Annotated in this window: 13 protein-coding genes; 5 read left to right on the top strand and 8 right to left on the bottom strand. The window is 42.0% G+C overall.

Annotated features, from left to right (window positions below; all coding sequences use genetic code 11):
- Window positions 1–7: 7 nt before the first annotated feature.
- Window positions 8–562, bottom strand: a complete 555-nt coding sequence (locus tag LMH66_RS16090) for a TMEM165/GDT1 family protein (protein ID WP_229371217.1) — start codon at window positions 560–562, stop codon at window positions 8–10.
- A 402-nt stretch (window positions 563–964) separates the two neighbouring features.
- Here LMH66_RS16090 and LMH66_RS16085 point away from each other — a divergent pair, with 402 nt between their 5' ends.
- Complete coding sequence (locus tag LMH66_RS16085; RefSeq protein WP_229371215.1) at window positions 965–2,053, top strand: cation diffusion facilitator family transporter; 1,089 nt, start codon at window positions 965–967, stop codon at window positions 2,051–2,053.
- A 127-nt stretch (window positions 2,054–2,180) separates the two neighbouring features.
- Window positions 2,181–2,597, top strand: coding sequence for a MarR family winged helix-turn-helix transcriptional regulator (locus tag LMH66_RS16080; protein WP_102529252.1), 417 nt, complete (start codon window positions 2,181–2,183; stop codon window positions 2,595–2,597).
- 67 nt (window positions 2,598–2,664) lie between these two features.
- Here the strand turns inward: LMH66_RS16080 and chrA are convergent, their stop codons facing one another.
- Together chrA and LMH66_RS16070 are read right to left on the bottom strand one after the other, a co-directional pair.
- Window positions 2,665–3,816, bottom strand: coding sequence for a chromate efflux transporter (gene chrA / locus LMH66_RS16075; RefSeq protein ID WP_229371213.1), 1,152 nt, complete (start codon window positions 3,814–3,816; stop codon window positions 2,665–2,667).
- Between the two features lie 165 nt (window positions 3,817–3,981).
- The gene (locus LMH66_RS16070; protein WP_229371211.1) at window positions 3,982–4,419 is read right to left on the bottom strand and encodes a MarR family winged helix-turn-helix transcriptional regulator; all 438 of its coding nucleotides are present in this window, start codon (window positions 4,417–4,419) and stop codon (window positions 3,982–3,984) included.
- Window positions 4,420–4,612: 193 nt separating this feature from the next.
- On the opposite strand from LMH66_RS16070, the gene LMH66_RS16065 reads away from it, so the two are divergent.
- Together LMH66_RS16065 and LMH66_RS16060 are read left to right on the top strand one after the other, a co-directional pair.
- Complete coding sequence (locus LMH66_RS16065) at window positions 4,613–4,804, top strand: cytoplasmic protein (RefSeq protein WP_102529249.1); 192 nt, start codon at window positions 4,613–4,615, stop codon at window positions 4,802–4,804.
- 95 nt (window positions 4,805–4,899) lie between these two features.
- Window positions 4,900–5,556, top strand: coding sequence for a lysozyme inhibitor LprI family protein (locus LMH66_RS16060; protein ID WP_229371209.1), 657 nt, complete (start codon window positions 4,900–4,902; stop codon window positions 5,554–5,556).
- Between the two features lie 100 nt (window positions 5,557–5,656).
- On the opposite strand, the gene LMH66_RS16055 is transcribed toward LMH66_RS16060, so the two are convergent.
- Both LMH66_RS16055 and LMH66_RS16050 read right to left on the bottom strand, forming a co-directional pair.
- Complete coding sequence (locus tag LMH66_RS16055; protein WP_229371207.1) at window positions 5,657–6,043, bottom strand: glycine zipper family protein; 387 nt, start codon at window positions 6,041–6,043, stop codon at window positions 5,657–5,659.
- 284 nt (window positions 6,044–6,327) lie between these two features.
- Window positions 6,328–7,026: a DUF3581 domain-containing protein gene (locus LMH66_RS16050; RefSeq protein WP_229371205.1), complete on the bottom strand. Its 699-nt coding sequence runs from the start codon at window positions 7,024–7,026 to the stop codon at window positions 6,328–6,330.
- A gap of 322 nt (window positions 7,027–7,348) precedes the next feature.
- On the opposite strand from LMH66_RS16050, the gene LMH66_RS16045 reads away from it, so the two are divergent.
- Window positions 7,349–9,526, top strand: a complete 2,178-nt coding sequence (locus LMH66_RS16045; protein WP_229371203.1) for a TonB-dependent receptor family protein — start codon at window positions 7,349–7,351, stop codon at window positions 9,524–9,526.
- A 185-nt stretch (window positions 9,527–9,711) separates the two neighbouring features.
- Here the strand turns inward: LMH66_RS16045 and mrcB are convergent, their stop codons facing one another.
- The 3 genes from mrcB to LMH66_RS16030 all read right to left on the bottom strand — a co-directional run bounded on the left by mrcB (window position 9,712) and on the right by LMH66_RS16030 (window position 17,057).
- Complete coding sequence (gene mrcB / locus LMH66_RS16040) at window positions 9,712–12,078, bottom strand: penicillin-binding protein 1B (RefSeq protein WP_229371201.1); 2,367 nt, start codon at window positions 12,076–12,078, stop codon at window positions 9,712–9,714.
- A 29-nt stretch (window positions 12,079–12,107) separates the two neighbouring features.
- Window positions 12,108–14,696, bottom strand: coding sequence for an ATP-dependent helicase HrpB (gene hrpB, locus LMH66_RS16035; protein ID WP_229371199.1), 2,589 nt, complete (start codon window positions 14,694–14,696; stop codon window positions 12,108–12,110).
- Between the two features lie 114 nt (window positions 14,697–14,810).
- Window positions 14,811–17,057: a putative bifunctional diguanylate cyclase/phosphodiesterase gene (locus tag LMH66_RS16030; RefSeq protein ID WP_229371197.1), complete on the bottom strand. Its 2,247-nt coding sequence runs from the start codon at window positions 17,055–17,057 to the stop codon at window positions 14,811–14,813.
- Window positions 17,058–17,290 lie beyond the last annotated feature (233 nt).

Raw genomic sequence — 17,290 nt, 5'->3', positions numbered from 1 at the left:
AGCTGTGCTAGACAAGTATTGTTCCAACCGCTAGCAATAAAAATAATCCCGCTGTCACTCTTCTTATCGCTGTCAAAGGTAACTTTTCAGCCGACAACTTACCGATGAGCACCACAGGAACATTGGCAATCAGCATGCCGATCGTCGTCCCTAATATCACCATCAATAATGCATCGGCATATTGCGCCCCTAAAATCGATGTCGCGATTTGGGTTTTATCACCGATTTCAGCAATAAAGAATGCAATAAAGCTGGCGACAAAGGGGCCACGATTGGAAATTTTTTCGTCATCATCGAGCTTGTCAGGAATAAGCACCCAAGCGGCCATAGCAAGAAAACTGATGCTAACCACCCAAGTTAATACTTGTGGGGTTAAGTAGTCTGCGATCACAACACCAAGGTAAGCCGCTAATGCATGGTTGGCTATGGTCGCTAAAAAAATAGCAGCAATAATAGGGATTGGTTTTCGGTATCGACTCGCAAGCAGTAGCGATAAAAGCTGAGTTTTATCTCCGATTTCTGCTAGAGCAACGGTCGTTATGGATATGGCTAAAACGCTCAAAAAGGTCTCTTATAGAGGTGGGGATTATGTTTAACCTAAGACAACGCTCACTCCCCACCTCGGGTTGTGATCATTGTCTATGGTCTCACTAAATTTTTCAGTCAACGACAATTAACCATCATTGAGCTAGGAATGAAATCTTGAACGCCATGATGATTTTGCATCAATTATGTTGACGAACAAACCGACTCAGTAATGTGAGCGGCAAGTTACTCCCCAAAGACAGCGGCAGTGTAAAGATTGTCAGTATCTTTTGCAAGAGTCGCAATTACGGTAAATAAGATAGTTGTGATCTAACGTCACTATGTCACTCTCGCTCAAAAATGGCCTTGCGACATTGATTTAGTTTGATAGTCAAGGTAAGTTATCAAAATACTTTGACAATCAAACTAAGGTGTCATTTTGAATTTTGCAGTCGAGCATCATCACGATTTTAATGCCCAGAAAAGTTCAGGGGAGAAAAGAACCCTTTACGTATTAATACTCACAGTCACAGCCATGGTGGTTGAGATTATTGCTGGTACGGTTTTTGGTTCGATGGCACTACTAGCTGATGGTTGGCACATGGGCACCCATGCCGCAGCGTTTTGTATTACCTTGTTTGCTTATCGTTATGCACGCAAGCATGCTCACAGTGATAAGTTTTCTTTTGGGCCAGGTAAAGTCAGCGTGTTGGGCGGCTATACCAGTGCTATTGTCCTTGGTGTTGTGGCATTACTGATGATAGTTGAATCGGTAAGTCGACTATTTAATCCTCATACGATTCAATTTAATGAGGCTATCATTGTGGCCTTTATCGGCTTGGCCGTGAATGTCGCCAGTATATTTTTATTGGGTGACCACCACCATCATGATCACGACGGGCACTCACATGGCCACTCACACGGGCACTCTCATGAGCATTCACATGAACAGGCTGATAAGCTCTCGCACGAACACTGCCATGAAAAAAATCATTACAATAGCCACTCACATGACCATAGCAAAACAGATGATCATTCCCATGAACATTCTCATGGACACTCTCATGAAAATGGCGAAAAACATCATGACCATAATTTACGCGCAGCCTACATGCACGTATTGGCTGATGCGCTCACGTCGGTATTAGCGATTGTTGCATTGGTGTTCGGTAAGTTTTATGGCTGGCATTGGTTAGATGCTGTTATGGGAATAGTCGGCGCACTTGTGATTACTAAATGGACCATAGGCTTGATGAAGCAAACCAGTCCTATTTTATTAGATGAGAATATTAATGAGGAATATCGCCAGTCAATTAAAGCGGCCTTAGCACCTTATGCTGAAGTAAAAGATCTCCATATTTGGAAAATCAGTGGTCATCATTATTCAGCAGCAATTACCTTAGTGTCGACAAAAAATGATATTTCAATCGATGAATATAAGACCTTGCTGAGTCAATTTGATAAAATCAATCATCTGACACTTGAAGTTCATCCATCACCTGATCAAATGACTGATCAGATGGCTTAATCCAATGGCTAATTAACTAAGTCGATTAACTAAGTCGATTAACTAAGCTGATTAACTAAGTCGATTAGCCAAGCTGATTAAGCCTGCCAATTGAGCGAATAGATTGAATGTATTTATGAGTTATCACATGAACGATATTGAAAAGCTGAATCAAACCATTACTGAATTTTATGACAAAATGTCTTCTTGGGAGCAATCCGTTGTAAAGGAAACGGGTTACTCCTTGGCACAAACTCATACGATTGAAGTGCTTGGTATTCACGGCGCCTTAAGAATGAAAGAGCTTGCCCAAAAGCTTGGTATTACAACAGGCACCTTAACAGTTCAAGTGGATAAGTTGGTCAGTCTTAATCTGGTTGAACGCTGTGCTCACCCTGAGGATGGCCGCTCAACGGTTATCAAACTCACTGATGCTGGTGATAAAATTCATCGACAACACAACCAGTTGCACCTTGACTTAATGAACGACTTAACTCGTCATGTTGCCCCTGAACAAGCAACTGTATTACTGGCATGCTTAGAGAAAATGAATCAAGAATTTTAAGGCTATAGCAATAGAAAAATCGACTATAGCCCCAGAGATAAAAGATTTGGCGGGATTCAAATAAGCACTATAAAAAGCTCACCAAGACGCCAGTCACAGCAAAACCTAACACCAACAACACAATGTTTGGTTTGAATATTTTAAGCACCGCAAAACCCGTTAACACCAATGCCATATCAAGCGGTTCTACCACTGCTGAAGTAAATACAGGGCTATACAGCGCGGCAATCAATAAGCCGACAACGGCAGCATTTACCCCAGAAATGGCGCCTGAAATTGCTGGCCTTTCACTAATGGCATGCCAGCTTTTTAAGCCCACCAGCATTAATAAGAAACCTGGTACAAATATCGCAATCGTAGCAACCAGTGCGCCGAGTATCGGCTGTTCTAACCATAAGTCAGCCCCTAAAAAAGTGGCTAAAGTGAACATTGGGCCAGGTACCGCTTGCGCCAGCGCATAACCCGTTAGAAAGCGATCTGAGCTGACCATTTCACCCACATTGGCTTCAAGTAACGGCAGCACAACATGACCGCCACCAAAAACTAAACTGCCCACTTGATAAAACTGCGCAAAAATCTGACCTAAAGTGCCCGTTTGGTTAATAAAATAAAAGCTCGCCAGTAGACCAACAATAAATATTGAAAGCCATGCATAGTTCAATTTAATCGGCGTATTATCTGGGGTAATATTCGCGCCTTTAGTCAGTACCATCACACCGATAATCGCTGCTATCAGCAACACCACAATTTGGGTTAGTAATGACGGGAACAACATAATACTTACTGCTGTGCCAACCATGAGCACTCGCGCTGTTTTACGCTGACAGAACTGACCAAACATGCCGAGGGTGGCATCTGCAACGACAACAACAGCCAATAATTTAAGACCATGTATCACACCAGAAACAACTTGGGTTTCTAGCCAGTGAGCACTGGTTACGGCAAGCAGGAAGAGTAAAACAAAAGAAGGTAAGGTAAAGCCAACAAACGCAGCAACCGCCCCCGCAAGACCACCACGGTGGTATCCGATAGCAAAGCCAACCTGACTGGAACCAGGTCCTGGCATAAATTGGCTTAACGCCACTAAACTGCCATAACGTTTATCATCAAGCCAGTTCAGCTCATTAACAAAGGTCTGTCTAAAATAGCCAATATGTGCAGCTGGGCCGCCAAAGCTAATAAAACCTAATGCTAAGAATCGAGTAAAAATCTGCCACATAATTAAACTACTTCCATATCGCTTAAATACTGTTTTGCATCAGTACAACGGCGACAGACTTTATAAGGGTGAGCTAGATAAAGTCAGTACGATTGAGACTAAAGATGCTTTCACGCTAATTATATGACAGTTTAATTTAACTTTTATGACATAGAGATAATCAATTTAATCTTTAAGATTCATTAGCGCGTTTTCACAAAGCTGTTTTAATTGGCGCAATTGCTCTGCATCACCACCCACTTTACAACGCATTAATTCAGGAATGCCTTTCGCTTGTTGGTGTAAGGCTTTGCCCGCTTCAGTGAGATGCAGTACGCGAACACGCTCATCGTCTTTATTACGATCACGAATAACCAATGCTTTAGTTTCTAATCGTTTTAATAACGGCGTTAAGGTTCCTGAATCTAAATGCAGTTTTTCACCTAATGTTTTCACGCTAATGCCCGACTCTTTCCACAACACCATCATCACTAAATATTGTGGGTAAGTCAGAGATAATTGATCAAGCAAGGGACGGTAAGCTCGAATGAGCGCATTCGTTGCACTGTACATAGCAAAACAAACTTGATTCTCTAATGCCAAGGGATCCATTTTCTGACTCATGGTGACTCCTTTCTCGATAAAATGAGTGATGCAAACCTATGGCGCTATCTTAACATATTTAATTGCGCACAAGTTAATATCCAGATTGTCGAATTATCAAAAAATAGTCTATAGTTTTTCCAGTTTCAGCCGATAACAAAATACTGCTATCTACATGTCGTATTGTATAACCGCAACTTATGAGTGAATACCCATGTCTTTATCTATCAATGCACCATCATCAATGCCAACTAATATTGATTCTGGCAGTAGTTTAAAAGTGGCTGTGATGGCTAAAAACCAACAAAAAGTGGAAGGACAAATGGCAATGCAGTTAATTGAAGCTGCACAACCTGAGCCTCAACCTGTTGGCAATGCTGGACACATCATCAACACCAAAGCGTAAGTTGAATGAATACTCCCGCTTTAAAACAGTACTAATAAACACTGAATACGCTATGATTTGTTCTATGAGTTATTTAGAACAGGATGTTGATAACAATGTTGACACCAATGCAAACAATTATGCGTATTCAGGCTTCACGACTTTCAACTCTCGCTTTTTCAATTTTATTTTTATCGTGCTCAGTTAATGCAACTGACGCCGTCTCCCCCGCTTTTGATTGTCAAAAGGCCAAAAGCCAAGTTGAAGTGTTAATTTGTCAGGACAATCAACTTGCCAAGCTAGATATGCAAATCAATGCAACATATCAAAAAGTGATCAATCAAATTAGCAGCGAAGAAATAGCCAATGTGAAGGCTTTTCAGCGAGGTTGGATTAAAGGTCGCGATGATTGCTGGAAAGCGGAACAAATTAAGCAATGCGTGCAATCGTCTTATGAAACACGATTAACTGAATTACAAATTGCTGCAGGTGAATTTGAAGTGCCTGAACCCATTCAATATGAATGCGGCCTTGAAGCAAATGATACGTTAACCAAAGTAACGGCATATTTTTATAATGACACAGCAATTCCCGCAGCAATGCTCACGGTTTCGCCTACATCCGATTATATTAACGCGACGAATTTAGCCTTGTTAACCCGCACGGCATCAGGGGCAAAGTATCAAGGGCAAAACTTTAGCTTTTGGACTCATCAAAGTGAAGCGACTTTCAGCCAATATGCGCAAGCCGAACTCAACTGCAAATCACATTAATATCACCCCGAGATAAAACCAAAAACCATAAAACAAAAAAACCATGTCATATGACATGGTTTTCATTGTTATTCTACAGAAACGCTGTTGCGATAAGTGGTTAATTTAAAATAGTGTAACCACGATTAGCCATACAATTACGTACTACGGTTTCTTTTTCTGCCTGATAATTTGCTTCGTTTGCGCGTCTATCACGTGAGCCACCCAGTAACCCAGAAGCAACACCAACACCTGCGCCGATTTTAGCACCGTCAGAACCACTGCCACCTGCAATCGCAGTACCTGCAGCGCCTACAGCCGCACCTTTAGCAGCACTGCTTACCACGCCACGAGAGTTGCTATTTTTTTGCACTTGCTGTGACATTTCAGTGCATTGATGCTCGTCATACACAAAGTCTTTATCGTCTACGCCTGTTTTATCATAAATGATATTTGCGCTTGCAGAGAAAGCAAAAAAAGTCAGTGAAACCAGTAATAATTTTTTCATTTGAATGCCTCAAGCGGAAATTAATGTCGTCACATTGCAGTTGTTATCATTCGCAATGTCATTGATATTGTATAGCCTACCTTAATTTTAGCGTAAAAACGGAATATCACCTTTTACGAATGGAATAATGGTAAATGACACAAGGTTTACTCCACTTAATCTCACAAATATAGCTCACAAATATATTACATAAAGCTATATTTCAAACACAAAAATCATATTTTAAGCATAAAAAAAGCAGCGTTATTAGCTGCTTTTTATCATCAATAACGCTGATGAGCTTATTAATTTAGCTTACTACTTTCATAAGTGTGGCACATCTGTTGAGCTTGTTCTTCGTTATACTCACGTAGTCCGCTTAACACTAAGGTTTTCACTCCGCTGCCGATCACTTTGCCTTCGCTTTTTAACGCAAATTGCAATGTCACATCACCACGCTTACCGTTAATCTCCATGTGCTGCTCTACTAACTCTAAGCTCATTTCAGTGAACTCAAACGTGTCTAAATGAAACGACATGCTTTCGTATATCACTAATGGTCGCGTTGGATTAATCATCATGCCGTATTCTTTCATCATAGGCACCAACACATGAATAAAGTTAAGCCCAGAAAAAGCCACATAACTTTTAATAAAAGCCGCAGTTTGCACATCACACTGACAAACTTCGCCTTGGCGTTCGATGTGTAAATACTCTTTACCTTTGGTATCACAGATACTGAACTTCTCGCCTGCCTCTTTATCTAGCTCAAGCTCGATGCCATCGCCAACCATACCGGCAAATTTAAACTGCATGTTTTGGCTTAAACCAAACTCAGTTAACACTAAGGCAAATAACAAATCACCAGGGACACAAAAACGTTTGGCACCGACATTATGAATAGGGTTAAAGTCTTCAGCGACGTGTTTTGCAAAGTCACTCGCTTGTTGGGCTGAAATAAACACGCTCTGATCTTGCTTGGCATAATAAGGTGACAAAAACATATACATCCATTCTTAAATCGTGAAAGAAATCCCTCTCTCGTCGAGCTGGGCTTTTTTTATTTGCACCGAGTGTACTAGAAAAATCCCAAAACACTCAGCCGATGACTCATTTAACAACATTAAAGTTAATGATTGACCGAAAACATAATGTGGCCTTGATCGCATCCATCTTAATCCAAAGCTCAAAAGCAGCGCAATCGTTAATCACAGTTAAGTAAATGTTGATTTTAATGTTCATTTAAGTAAACTTTACGACAATTAAGATACAAATAGAAACAATTGCTATTTGCATTTTGTTTACAAGTCGTCTTTGGAGAACCGTATGACCCAGCGCAACAGCCTTCGTATCAGCATTCTAGCTAGTGCTCTATTAACTACTTTTGCAGCATCCGCTGCTGAAAACGCCACAATGGAGCAAATCTCCATTTTTGGTAGTTCAAATCCTGTTAACAATGTGCCTGGTAGTGCCCATGTTATCAACGACGTTGAAATAGAGAATTTTAAGTACACAGATATTATGCGTACGTTAGCATCTGTACCTGGTGTGTACATTCAAGAGGAAGACGGCTACGGCTTGCGTCCTAACATTGGGATGCGTGGTACTGGTCAAAATCGTTCTGAGAAGATTACTGTGATGGAAGATGGTGTTTTAGCGGCTCCAGCTCCTTACGCTTCACCTGCTGCTTATTACTTCCCGACATCAGGAAGAATGCAGACAGTAGAAGTAATGAAAGGTGGCTCTACGCTTAAATATGGTCCTCGTACTACTGGCGGTATTATTAATATGATTTCTCGCCAAATCCCTCAAGAAGAATTAGCGGGTGGAATCGATGTTGCTGCAGGGCAAGATGGCTTTGCTAAATTACATGCTCATGCTGGCGGACAAGGTGAGCGAGTTGGCGCAGTTGCCGAAGTTTATCGTTATCAAGCAGATGGTTTCCGCGATATTAATGGTGTCGGCGGTGATACCGGTTTTACCAAGAATGATGCATTAGCAAAAATTAGCATCGACAGTAGCGAAGATGCAAAGTATCAACAACGTGTTGAGCTAAAATTAAAGTACTCAGATGAAGTCTCAAATGAAACTTATATGGGCTTAACCGAAGAAGACTATAACAGCAGTCCTTTTACTCGTTATTCTGCATCGCAAAAAGATGAAATGACGACTGATCATAAACAGATCCAGTTGAACCATATTATTGATTTCAGTGACACTGTGACATTAGCAACAACTGCTTATTACAATAACTTTGCTCGTAACTGGTATAAAACCTCAAAGGTTGATGGTCAAAGCTTAAATAGCGGCGGAATAGAAGCTGCTGCAGATTTTGACCGAGCTCCGGCTTCTTCATCACCTATTGATGTTCAAGTTAAGGCAAACAACCGTGAGTACTTATCTCAAGGCATTCAAACTGAATTAAATTGGTTGCTAGGTGAACATGAACTGTCATTTGGCGCTCGTTATCACGAAGATGAAATGGATCGTTTCCAGTGGGTTGATACTTACGAGCTCAATAATAACCAAGTGATGTCACTAACTGACAGCGGCACGCCAGGTACTGACTCAAACCGTATCGATAGTGCTGAAGCGTTTGCACTTTATGTTCAAGACCAAATTACTTTAGGTGATTTAGCCATTACTGCGGGCCTTCGTTATGAAGATGTGACGACTCAACGTCGTGATTGGGGTAAAACAAATCCAGGCCGTGAAGGTGCGCCAGATAAAGATATCAGTAACAGCTTTGATGTTTTACTACCATCAGTAGCAGCAACTTATCAGATCACTGAAGATTTAATTGTGCTTGCTGGTGTACAGAAAGGTTTCGCACCTTCAGCGCCTGGTAATGATGATGGTGAAGAGGAAGAAAGCTGGAACTACGAAGCTGGTCTTCGTTACAACACTGGCGCATTAAGTTCAGAAGCAATTGTGTTTTACAGTGACTACAGCAACATGCACGGTAACTGTACCGCTGCGCAAGGTTGTGATGATGACAACATTGGCAATCAGTACAATGCAGGTGAAGTTGAAGTCACAGGCTTAGAACTGAGCTTAGGTTATGAGTTTAATCAAACGGGCGAAATATCATTCCCTGTTAAAATGGCATACACCTACACCAGTGCAGAGTTCCAAAACAGTTTTAGCTCAGATTTTGAATCATGGGGCGATGTAGAAAAAGGTGACGAACTTCCTTACCTTCCTGAAAACCAACTATTTGTCTCAGCAGGTGTACAAGCAGAATCATGGCAAGTAACGATTGCCGGCCGTTACACGTCAGATATGCGCACAGTAGCTGGTCAAGGAACAATTCCATCAGAGCAGTTAATTGCTGACAAAACCATTGTAGATTTATCTGCACGCTACTTTATTAATGATGCATCAGAAGTCTACTTAACCGTGGATAACTTATTTGATGAAACCTATATGACAACCCGTATTCATGGCTCTATCTTCTCAGGTAAGCCACAGACTGCGACTGTAGGTTATAACTACAAGTTCTAACAAACTTATGAGTTAATCAGCCAAAGCCAGCTTAATCGCTGGCTTTTTTTGTGGCTAACAATTTTGATAATACAGGCGTATTAAAAACAACACGCTTACGATCAAAAAAGGGTTCAGCAGTGATAGTGAACCCTTTTATACATTAATTTGAGCGATGAACTTATAACAAAGACTCTTTAGTTAGCCTAGTTAATGATTTTTTGCCACCAAGAACGTTCTTCACCGCAATTATCAATTGGCTGATAGCTGTCAATGCGGGCTGGCATGGCAACGACATTGTCACAATCAGATTGCTTTGCTACACCGGTAGTTCTATCGAAATAACCTTGGGTAATACCATTGGCAGGAGTCATTCTTAACCCTAAAGGCGGACGATTGTTCAAGAAGGCTTGGTAAACCGCCATAGCGCCGCTGGAACCATATAAGCCTGTCTTAGAGTTATCATCTTGACCAACCCAAATCGCAGCAACGTTTCTTTCATCAAATCCGGCAAACCATGAGTCACGGCTATCGTTACTGGTACCCGTTTTACCCGCTAAATCAACATTTGGGAAAGCGCGTCCTAAACGTTTTGCCGTACCATCTTTTACCACTTGATTCATAGCATATTGCACCAGGTAATCGGTTGCTGGCTCCATTCCTTGTGTGGCACTTTCTCGGCTCACTTTCAAAGGTTGATTGTTGCTATCTAATACCGCCGTAATCGAGGTCAACGGACGGTATCGACCATTATTTGCAATCGTTTGAAATGCTTGTGCCACCATATAAGGCGAGCCATTAATCGCACCTAATAACATTGACGGATAACGCGGTATAGCCTCACTCCAACCCGCATCTGCCATAGTTTTAGCCACATTATCCACACCGACTTCAATACCCACATTGACCGTTGGTACATTCATTGAGTTTTTAAAGGCGGTCAATAATGGTACTTCGTCTCTAAAGACTCTATCCACATTTTGCGGTGACCAAGTTTTACCCTGGCCATTTTGCAAAGTAATCGGTTTATCAGCCACAGGTGATGCCAAGTTGTATTTACTGCCTTGCTGAAGCGCCGTAGCGTAAACAAACGGTTTAACCAGAGAGCCAATCGGGCGTCGAATTTCTACCGCACGGTTAAAGCCATCAAAACTTGGCACTCTATCACCGACCATTGCCGCGATACCGTCAGTATATTTGTCGGTGACGACCATGCCGACCTGCACATTTTTGGCACGTTCATCTAACGTCTTCATAGTCGAAACAACTGCTTTTTCAGCAGCGTCTTGCGCCATAGGATCAAGTGTGGTGTAAACCTTTACCCCAGATTGCTGCAATAAACTGTCACCATAACGACGGCGCAGTTCATTTTTCACTACCGCAAAGAAAGCAGGTAACTTCTGATGTACTGACTTATTAAAGTCACGTAAACCAATGGGCGATTCAACCGCTGCCTTATACTGTTCAACAGTGAGTTTGTCGTCTTCCATTAACAAGCGCAGTACCAAGTCGCGACGATTCTGAGCACGCTCTGGCGAGCGCCACGGATTGTAATAAGATGGCCCTTTAATCGCAGCGATCAAAAATGCTTGCTGCGATACAGTCAACTCGGCAATTGGACGACCAAAATAGAATTGCGAAGCCAAGCCCATACCATGAACGCCGCGAGACTTATCTTGCCCCATATAAACTTCATTTAAATACGCTTCTAAGATTTCATCTTTGCTGTAGCGAAAATCAATAATGATCGCCATTAAGGCTTCACGAATTTTTCGCACGATGGAACGCTCACTGGTCAAAAAGAAGTTTTTAGCCAACTGCTGAGTTAATGTCGAGCCGCCTTGAACTGTGCGCCCTGCGGTGATGTTAACGATCGCTGCTCGCGCGATCGCAAAAGGGTTGACTCCGTGATGCTCATAAAAACTGCGATCTTCTACCAGTATTAATGCATCAACAATGGCTTGGGGCATTGCTTCTGTTGGCACAAATAAACGATCTTCGCCCCCAGAAGCTAATATTCTATCTAATAATACTGGCTCTAAATGGAACACTGCCATCTGACGTTTATCAGACATGCGCTGAACAGCTGAAACACCTTGGCTATCAAATGAAATCATCACTCGCTGTGCAACTTGATCGCCTTCTGGATGTAAAAATGGTCGACGCCATAACTCTATTTTTGTGCTCGACGCTGAAAACTCGCCCACTTGTCTCGGGTTAGCAACTTTGCGATATCCCAGTAACTTAAGTTCAGACATTAATTGTGGATGGTTAATCGCAGCGCCGGGATAAATGGACATTGAGCGACTAAAAACCTGTGCAGGTAAATGCCACTTTTGCCCTTCAAACTTACGCGCAATGATTTGGTCTAAGTAAATGCCATAGGAGCTCACAATCACTAAACCAATCAAGGCTATTTTCCAGGAGAATGACCAAAATACCTTCCATTTAGAGCGAGGTTTCTTTTTCGCATTAACACGTTTTACACCTGACTTTTTAGCGGGTGCTTTTTTTGCTGTGGTCTTTTTAGGCGCTGCTTTTTTTACTGCAGGTTTTTTCTTATTATCAGTCATATTTGGGTAAGTCTGTTCGTCCTTGGCTATTACTGTAAGCCTGGTGTTTTCTTTTTAGTGAATTTAGTGGCCGTAGTGTTGGCCGGATCGTCTGGCCATAAATGGCGCGGATATCGACCACGCATTTCTTTTTTAACATCAACATAAGGCCCTTGCCAAAAGCTGGCTAAATCCGCAGTCACAGCAATAGGTCGCTGCGCAGGAGACAATAGTTCCATCGTGACCACCAGCTTACCATGAAGTAATTGCGGGCTTTGTGATAAACCTAAAGCCTCTTGCAGTCGCACACTTAATAACGCTCGAGCTTGAATACCGAGACTTTTTCCGTTCTGGCGATTCGCTATTTGATCAATATCTGCATTATCACTGGCAATGTCATCAACTTGATAAGTGATCGGCGCTGATGTCCCTGTTGCCATTTTCCAATGTGTTGGTAACAGCTCATTTAATGTTTGTTGCTGCGACCAAGTTAATAGGTTCTTTACGTGGCCTAATATATCCACTTTTTGCAGTTTAGCAATCGAATTAACCTCAGTTAAATACGGCGCTAACCACTGCGACAAGCTGGCAAGTAAATGCTCTGTATCGATAACAGGCCAATCATGTTCAGGGGCAAACTGCTGTGCTAATTTTAAACGATATTGTAACTGATAAAAGCGCTCATCAAGGTTAAGGATGCTTAACCCTTTTCGTTGAATATGGCTCACTAACGCTTGCACAATTAAAGAAGAGTCAACATTACTCTCTAATGTGCGGCTAACAATAATGTCGCCTATTTTTTGTTGTCGTTCAGCATAAAATCGCCCTTTCACTTCATCCCATTCACAGATTTTATGTTCCGAAATCAAACTCGCTAAATCATGATGTAAATGGTCAGAGTTAATGGCTGCGGCTAAATAGACTCGACCGGCATTACGCCCTTGTGATTCTTGAAAATCTGCCACCACTAACCAGTCATGATTGGACATATTATCTTCAATATCTATGGTAACCCCTGTGCCGTTACTCAGCTGAAACCCTTGTTTACCCCGTGCTTTAGCTATGCGGTCAGGAAAGGCTAACGCCAGTAAACTGCTGATATCACGACTTGCTGCATCACGGGCGATTTGTTTTATATCACCTGAAGCCGCTAATAATTTCTGCCACTTTCTCACTTGATTAGCCATTAGCCCTTGGGATGCGAGAGAAAGGTACTGACTAATATCCACGCCTTTTTTAGGTAAGCCTCTCGCTTCTAATACGGCAGCGAGTAAGCATGCTAACGACACCAAATCCGCTTGTTGATGAGCATCAGCAAGTGCCTTAGATTGCAATAACATATGCGCTAAACGTGGATGGCAACCCAGTTCATAAGCGGCTTGGCCTTGTTGGGTAATCTTATGTTGAGCATCAACAAGTGCAAGCTGTGCTAACAAGCGCCAAGCAACTTGCTGATGTATCGTTGGCGGCGGCGTCAGTAAAGGTAAGTTTTCAATATTGCTTTCGCCCCAATAAGCGCAATCTAACGCCATTGAGGTTAATTCACTAATGCTGATTTCTGGGGCTTCTGTTTTGGCTAAGCGGCTTTGCTCTTCTTGTCCCCATAAACGTACACAGCAGCCTGGTGCAAGACGACCTGCACGTCCTGCACGCTGAATAGAGGAGGCTTGGCTTATGCGTTTAAGTGATAAGCGACTCACACCTGTGCGGGGATTAAAGCTCGCTTCACGCTTATAACCACTGTCGACCACAATGGTGATGCCATCAATGGTCAAACTTGATTCGGCAACGTTGGTCGCAATAACAATTTTCCGCTTGCCCTCTGGCGCTGGCGCTATCGCTTTATCTTGCTCTGCTGGGGTTAAGTCCCCATACAATGGACACAAGATAAATTGCTGACTATCAAGCTTTTGACTAAGGAGTCGTTGCAGTTTATTAATTTCGCCTTTGCCCGGCAAAAAAGCTAATACTGAACCTTGCTGATACTGGACTGGCACTGTTTTTGATTCAGTGCTGACACTATCGATGATGACACTCGCTAACGCATCTAACCACTGCTGTTGACCTGCTACTGGGCGGTAGACTTTTTCAACATCAAAACTTCTGCCTTCACTGACTAGCATTGCAGCATCAGGCATTAAGTTCTGTAACGGTAAGCCTGAGAGCGTCGCCGACATGGCAATCAGCTTTAAGTCATCTCGTAATGAATCTTGCACTTCTAACGCCAGTGCTAAGCCTAAATCTGTGGGTAAATGACGTTCATGAATTTCATCAAAGATGATCACTTCAATTCCTGTGAGTTCAGGATCTTGTTGGATCATTCGAGTTAGAATGCCTTCAGTAACAATTTCTAATCGAGTGTTGGTGCTGACTTTTGCTTCACCACGCACGCGATAACCGACACTATCACCAACCTTTTCGCCCCGTGATTTAGCAATAAATTGCGCGACACTGCGGGCAGCAACACGCCTGGGTTCAAGCATCAGAATTTTGCCGTTGATTTGCGGCCATTGCAGCATTGCCATTGGCAATGCAGTGGACTTACCCGCCCCTGTAGGCGCTTCAAGGATAATTTGACTATGGTCGGTCAATGCTTGTTGCAACGGTGCAAACAAAGCTTGGATCGGTAATGAACTCAAAAGGATAACTTTAACAACGGATGATGCTATTCAGTTTACGCATATTCGAATCTTGATGCCATCTCATAGACTGACACTATTGCGTTGAATTGCGATGAATTGAGTTGTGTTGCGTTAATTTAGTAACCAAGGGCTGCGAACCCCTGAGGATAATTCAATTAACCGTGCAGGCCTACCAATAGCATAACCTTGGCCATAATCTACGCCCAGCTCACGTAATAATTGGCCAATGGTCTCGCTTTCAACAAACTCACCAATCACTTCAAAATCCATATCTTTACCCAGCTGACATATGGCCGACACAATGGCTTTATCACTGCGGTCATCACAAACATTCACTACAAATTGACCGTCAATTTTAACGTAATCAACATCAAGGCATTTAAGGTAAGCAAAGCTTGAGAAACCTGAGCCAAAATCATCTAACGCCAGTTTACAACCTAGTGGCTTAAGTAAGTCAATCAAAGCTGTCGCTTGTTCAAGCTGACTCACAGCAGCTGTTTCAGTGATCTCAAAACACAGTTTGGACACTAACTCAGGCTCGACCATTAAACGCATTTCTAACCAGCTCATAAATTTACTGTCAGATAATGACAATGCAGATAAATTTACTGACACCATAGAAAGCTGTTCCCAAATTTCCATGTGGCGAGCGCCCCATTTTAATAAGTTATCTATGACCCAACGATCGATTTTTGAGGCCAGGTTATAACGTTCTGCCGCAGGAAGGAAAACCCCTGGTGAAACGTATCGGCCATCTTCTTGCACCATACGCAGCAGAATCTCCATATGAATACCCGATTCATCGGACGATAATGGCTCAATAAGTTGATAAAATAGTTCAAATTGGTTCAGAGCCAATGCTGAAATGATATCCACTGAAGCGAGCATTTGATTGTACAACTGGTGCATTTGTGGATCGTTTTTACAATAAAAGTGCCAGCGATTTCGGCCGCCTTCTTTGGCAATTCGACAAGCTGCATCAGCTTGGCTCATTATGCTATATATATCTGAAGTGCGTGAGTCAAGTTCTGACAAGCCCATACTGATACTGACATTATGGGTGATTTCCCCCCAAATAAATTCGTGTTCCGATAGTTGCTGGCAAATTCGTTTTGCCACTAATTCGGCCGATTCCTTATCAGCATAGAACATCAAGATGCCAAACTCATCCCCCCCTAACCTTGCGACAATATCACCGGTGCGTAATAGCAAGCTTAGGCGTTTGGATACTTGGCACAAAAGTTCATCACCCGCTTTATGACCACTCACATCATTGATCACCTGAAACTGGTCTAAATCAAGAAAAGCAACACACGCAGGCAGGCGATCTTTAGCATCAATAGCTTCTTCTAACATCGCTTCAAACTGCACACGATTGGGCAAACCAGTAAGAGGGTCATAGTTGGACTGGAATGACAGTTCATCGGCTAATCGATATCGCTCGGAAATATCTTCAACCATCATCAGTAAATGATTTTCGATATCTAACGCACGACAAAAGCTCATTTTATACCAATGTTTTGTTCCAGCGATAATTAATGGAATTTCGCACCAAGACTGATGCAAAGCGCCTTCACGCACAATGTGTAAACAATCTTCCAGCAGCAAATGATCATCTGAGTTAATTACCGAAAATAAACTTTGGTTTAGATGTAATGGTAAGTTTTGGTTGGCAACTTGGTTCTGTTTACTGACATTGTTATCTTTATCGATTAACGCACATGCGACGGGGAGTTGTTGAAATAGTTCTAAATATTGTAATTCTTTATTATTTAATAACTCAGTGACACGAGTCAGCTCCACTTGAGAACAAAGCGTAAGCGCACTTTCATTCACGAGATAAAATTTAGCATCTGCTTGAGCAACAATACCCTTATGTTGATGTTGATACGGCACCAAACATAATCGGCTGTTGCCAATAACGACAGTATGGTTAATGTGTAATTGAATAGGCAGCGTGGATGATGTGATGAATTGATTTAATTCGTCAATTAATCGTACTGAAAAATGACTTTGCTTAACCTCGCGGGACTCTGGCTCTAGGTCTTTATCAGGAAATAAGCCACTGTGTTGATTAAGTAATAATTGCTCACACAGGATTGGAAATGATGCCAATGATAAACCAAGGATTTCGGCATTTTGGCGATTGTTCTCATACACTTTCAATGCATTGGCTTGTAAAACAAAGCCACTGGTAATGTGCTCTGATACTTGGGACAAAATAACGATCACGCCATCGCAGCCAAGTTGCTGTTGCAACGCTTCAACTTCTGTAGCCACTTGCTCTGACGATAACAAGCGACTTAATTCAGAAGATTGTTTACTGACCCATATCGATTCCAATTCGCTATCAATCATTAAATAACTCATTATGTAATTGCAATTTATCTCTCACTATTTAGTCGTATCGCTTTTAGCATTACGATGGTGAACTGTTGTTCCATAACGTTAACTACAATCTTAGCTCATATTATTAACGTCAGGTTAAAAACGACAACTTTCTTGGTTATCCTTAACTTAAGTAACCTATAAATTATCTTAGAGTTTATCTCTGTGCGAGATAATTCAATGCATAACGACTTAGTAAGGCA

It is taken from the genome of Shewanella sp. 10N.7 (assembly GCF_020806285.1).
Taxonomy (GTDB): Bacteria; Pseudomonadota; Gammaproteobacteria; order Enterobacterales; family Shewanellaceae; genus Shewanella; species Shewanella electrodiphila.
Note: the sequence above shows the minus strand (reverse complement) of the source record. Positions and strands in the feature narration are given on the sequence as shown.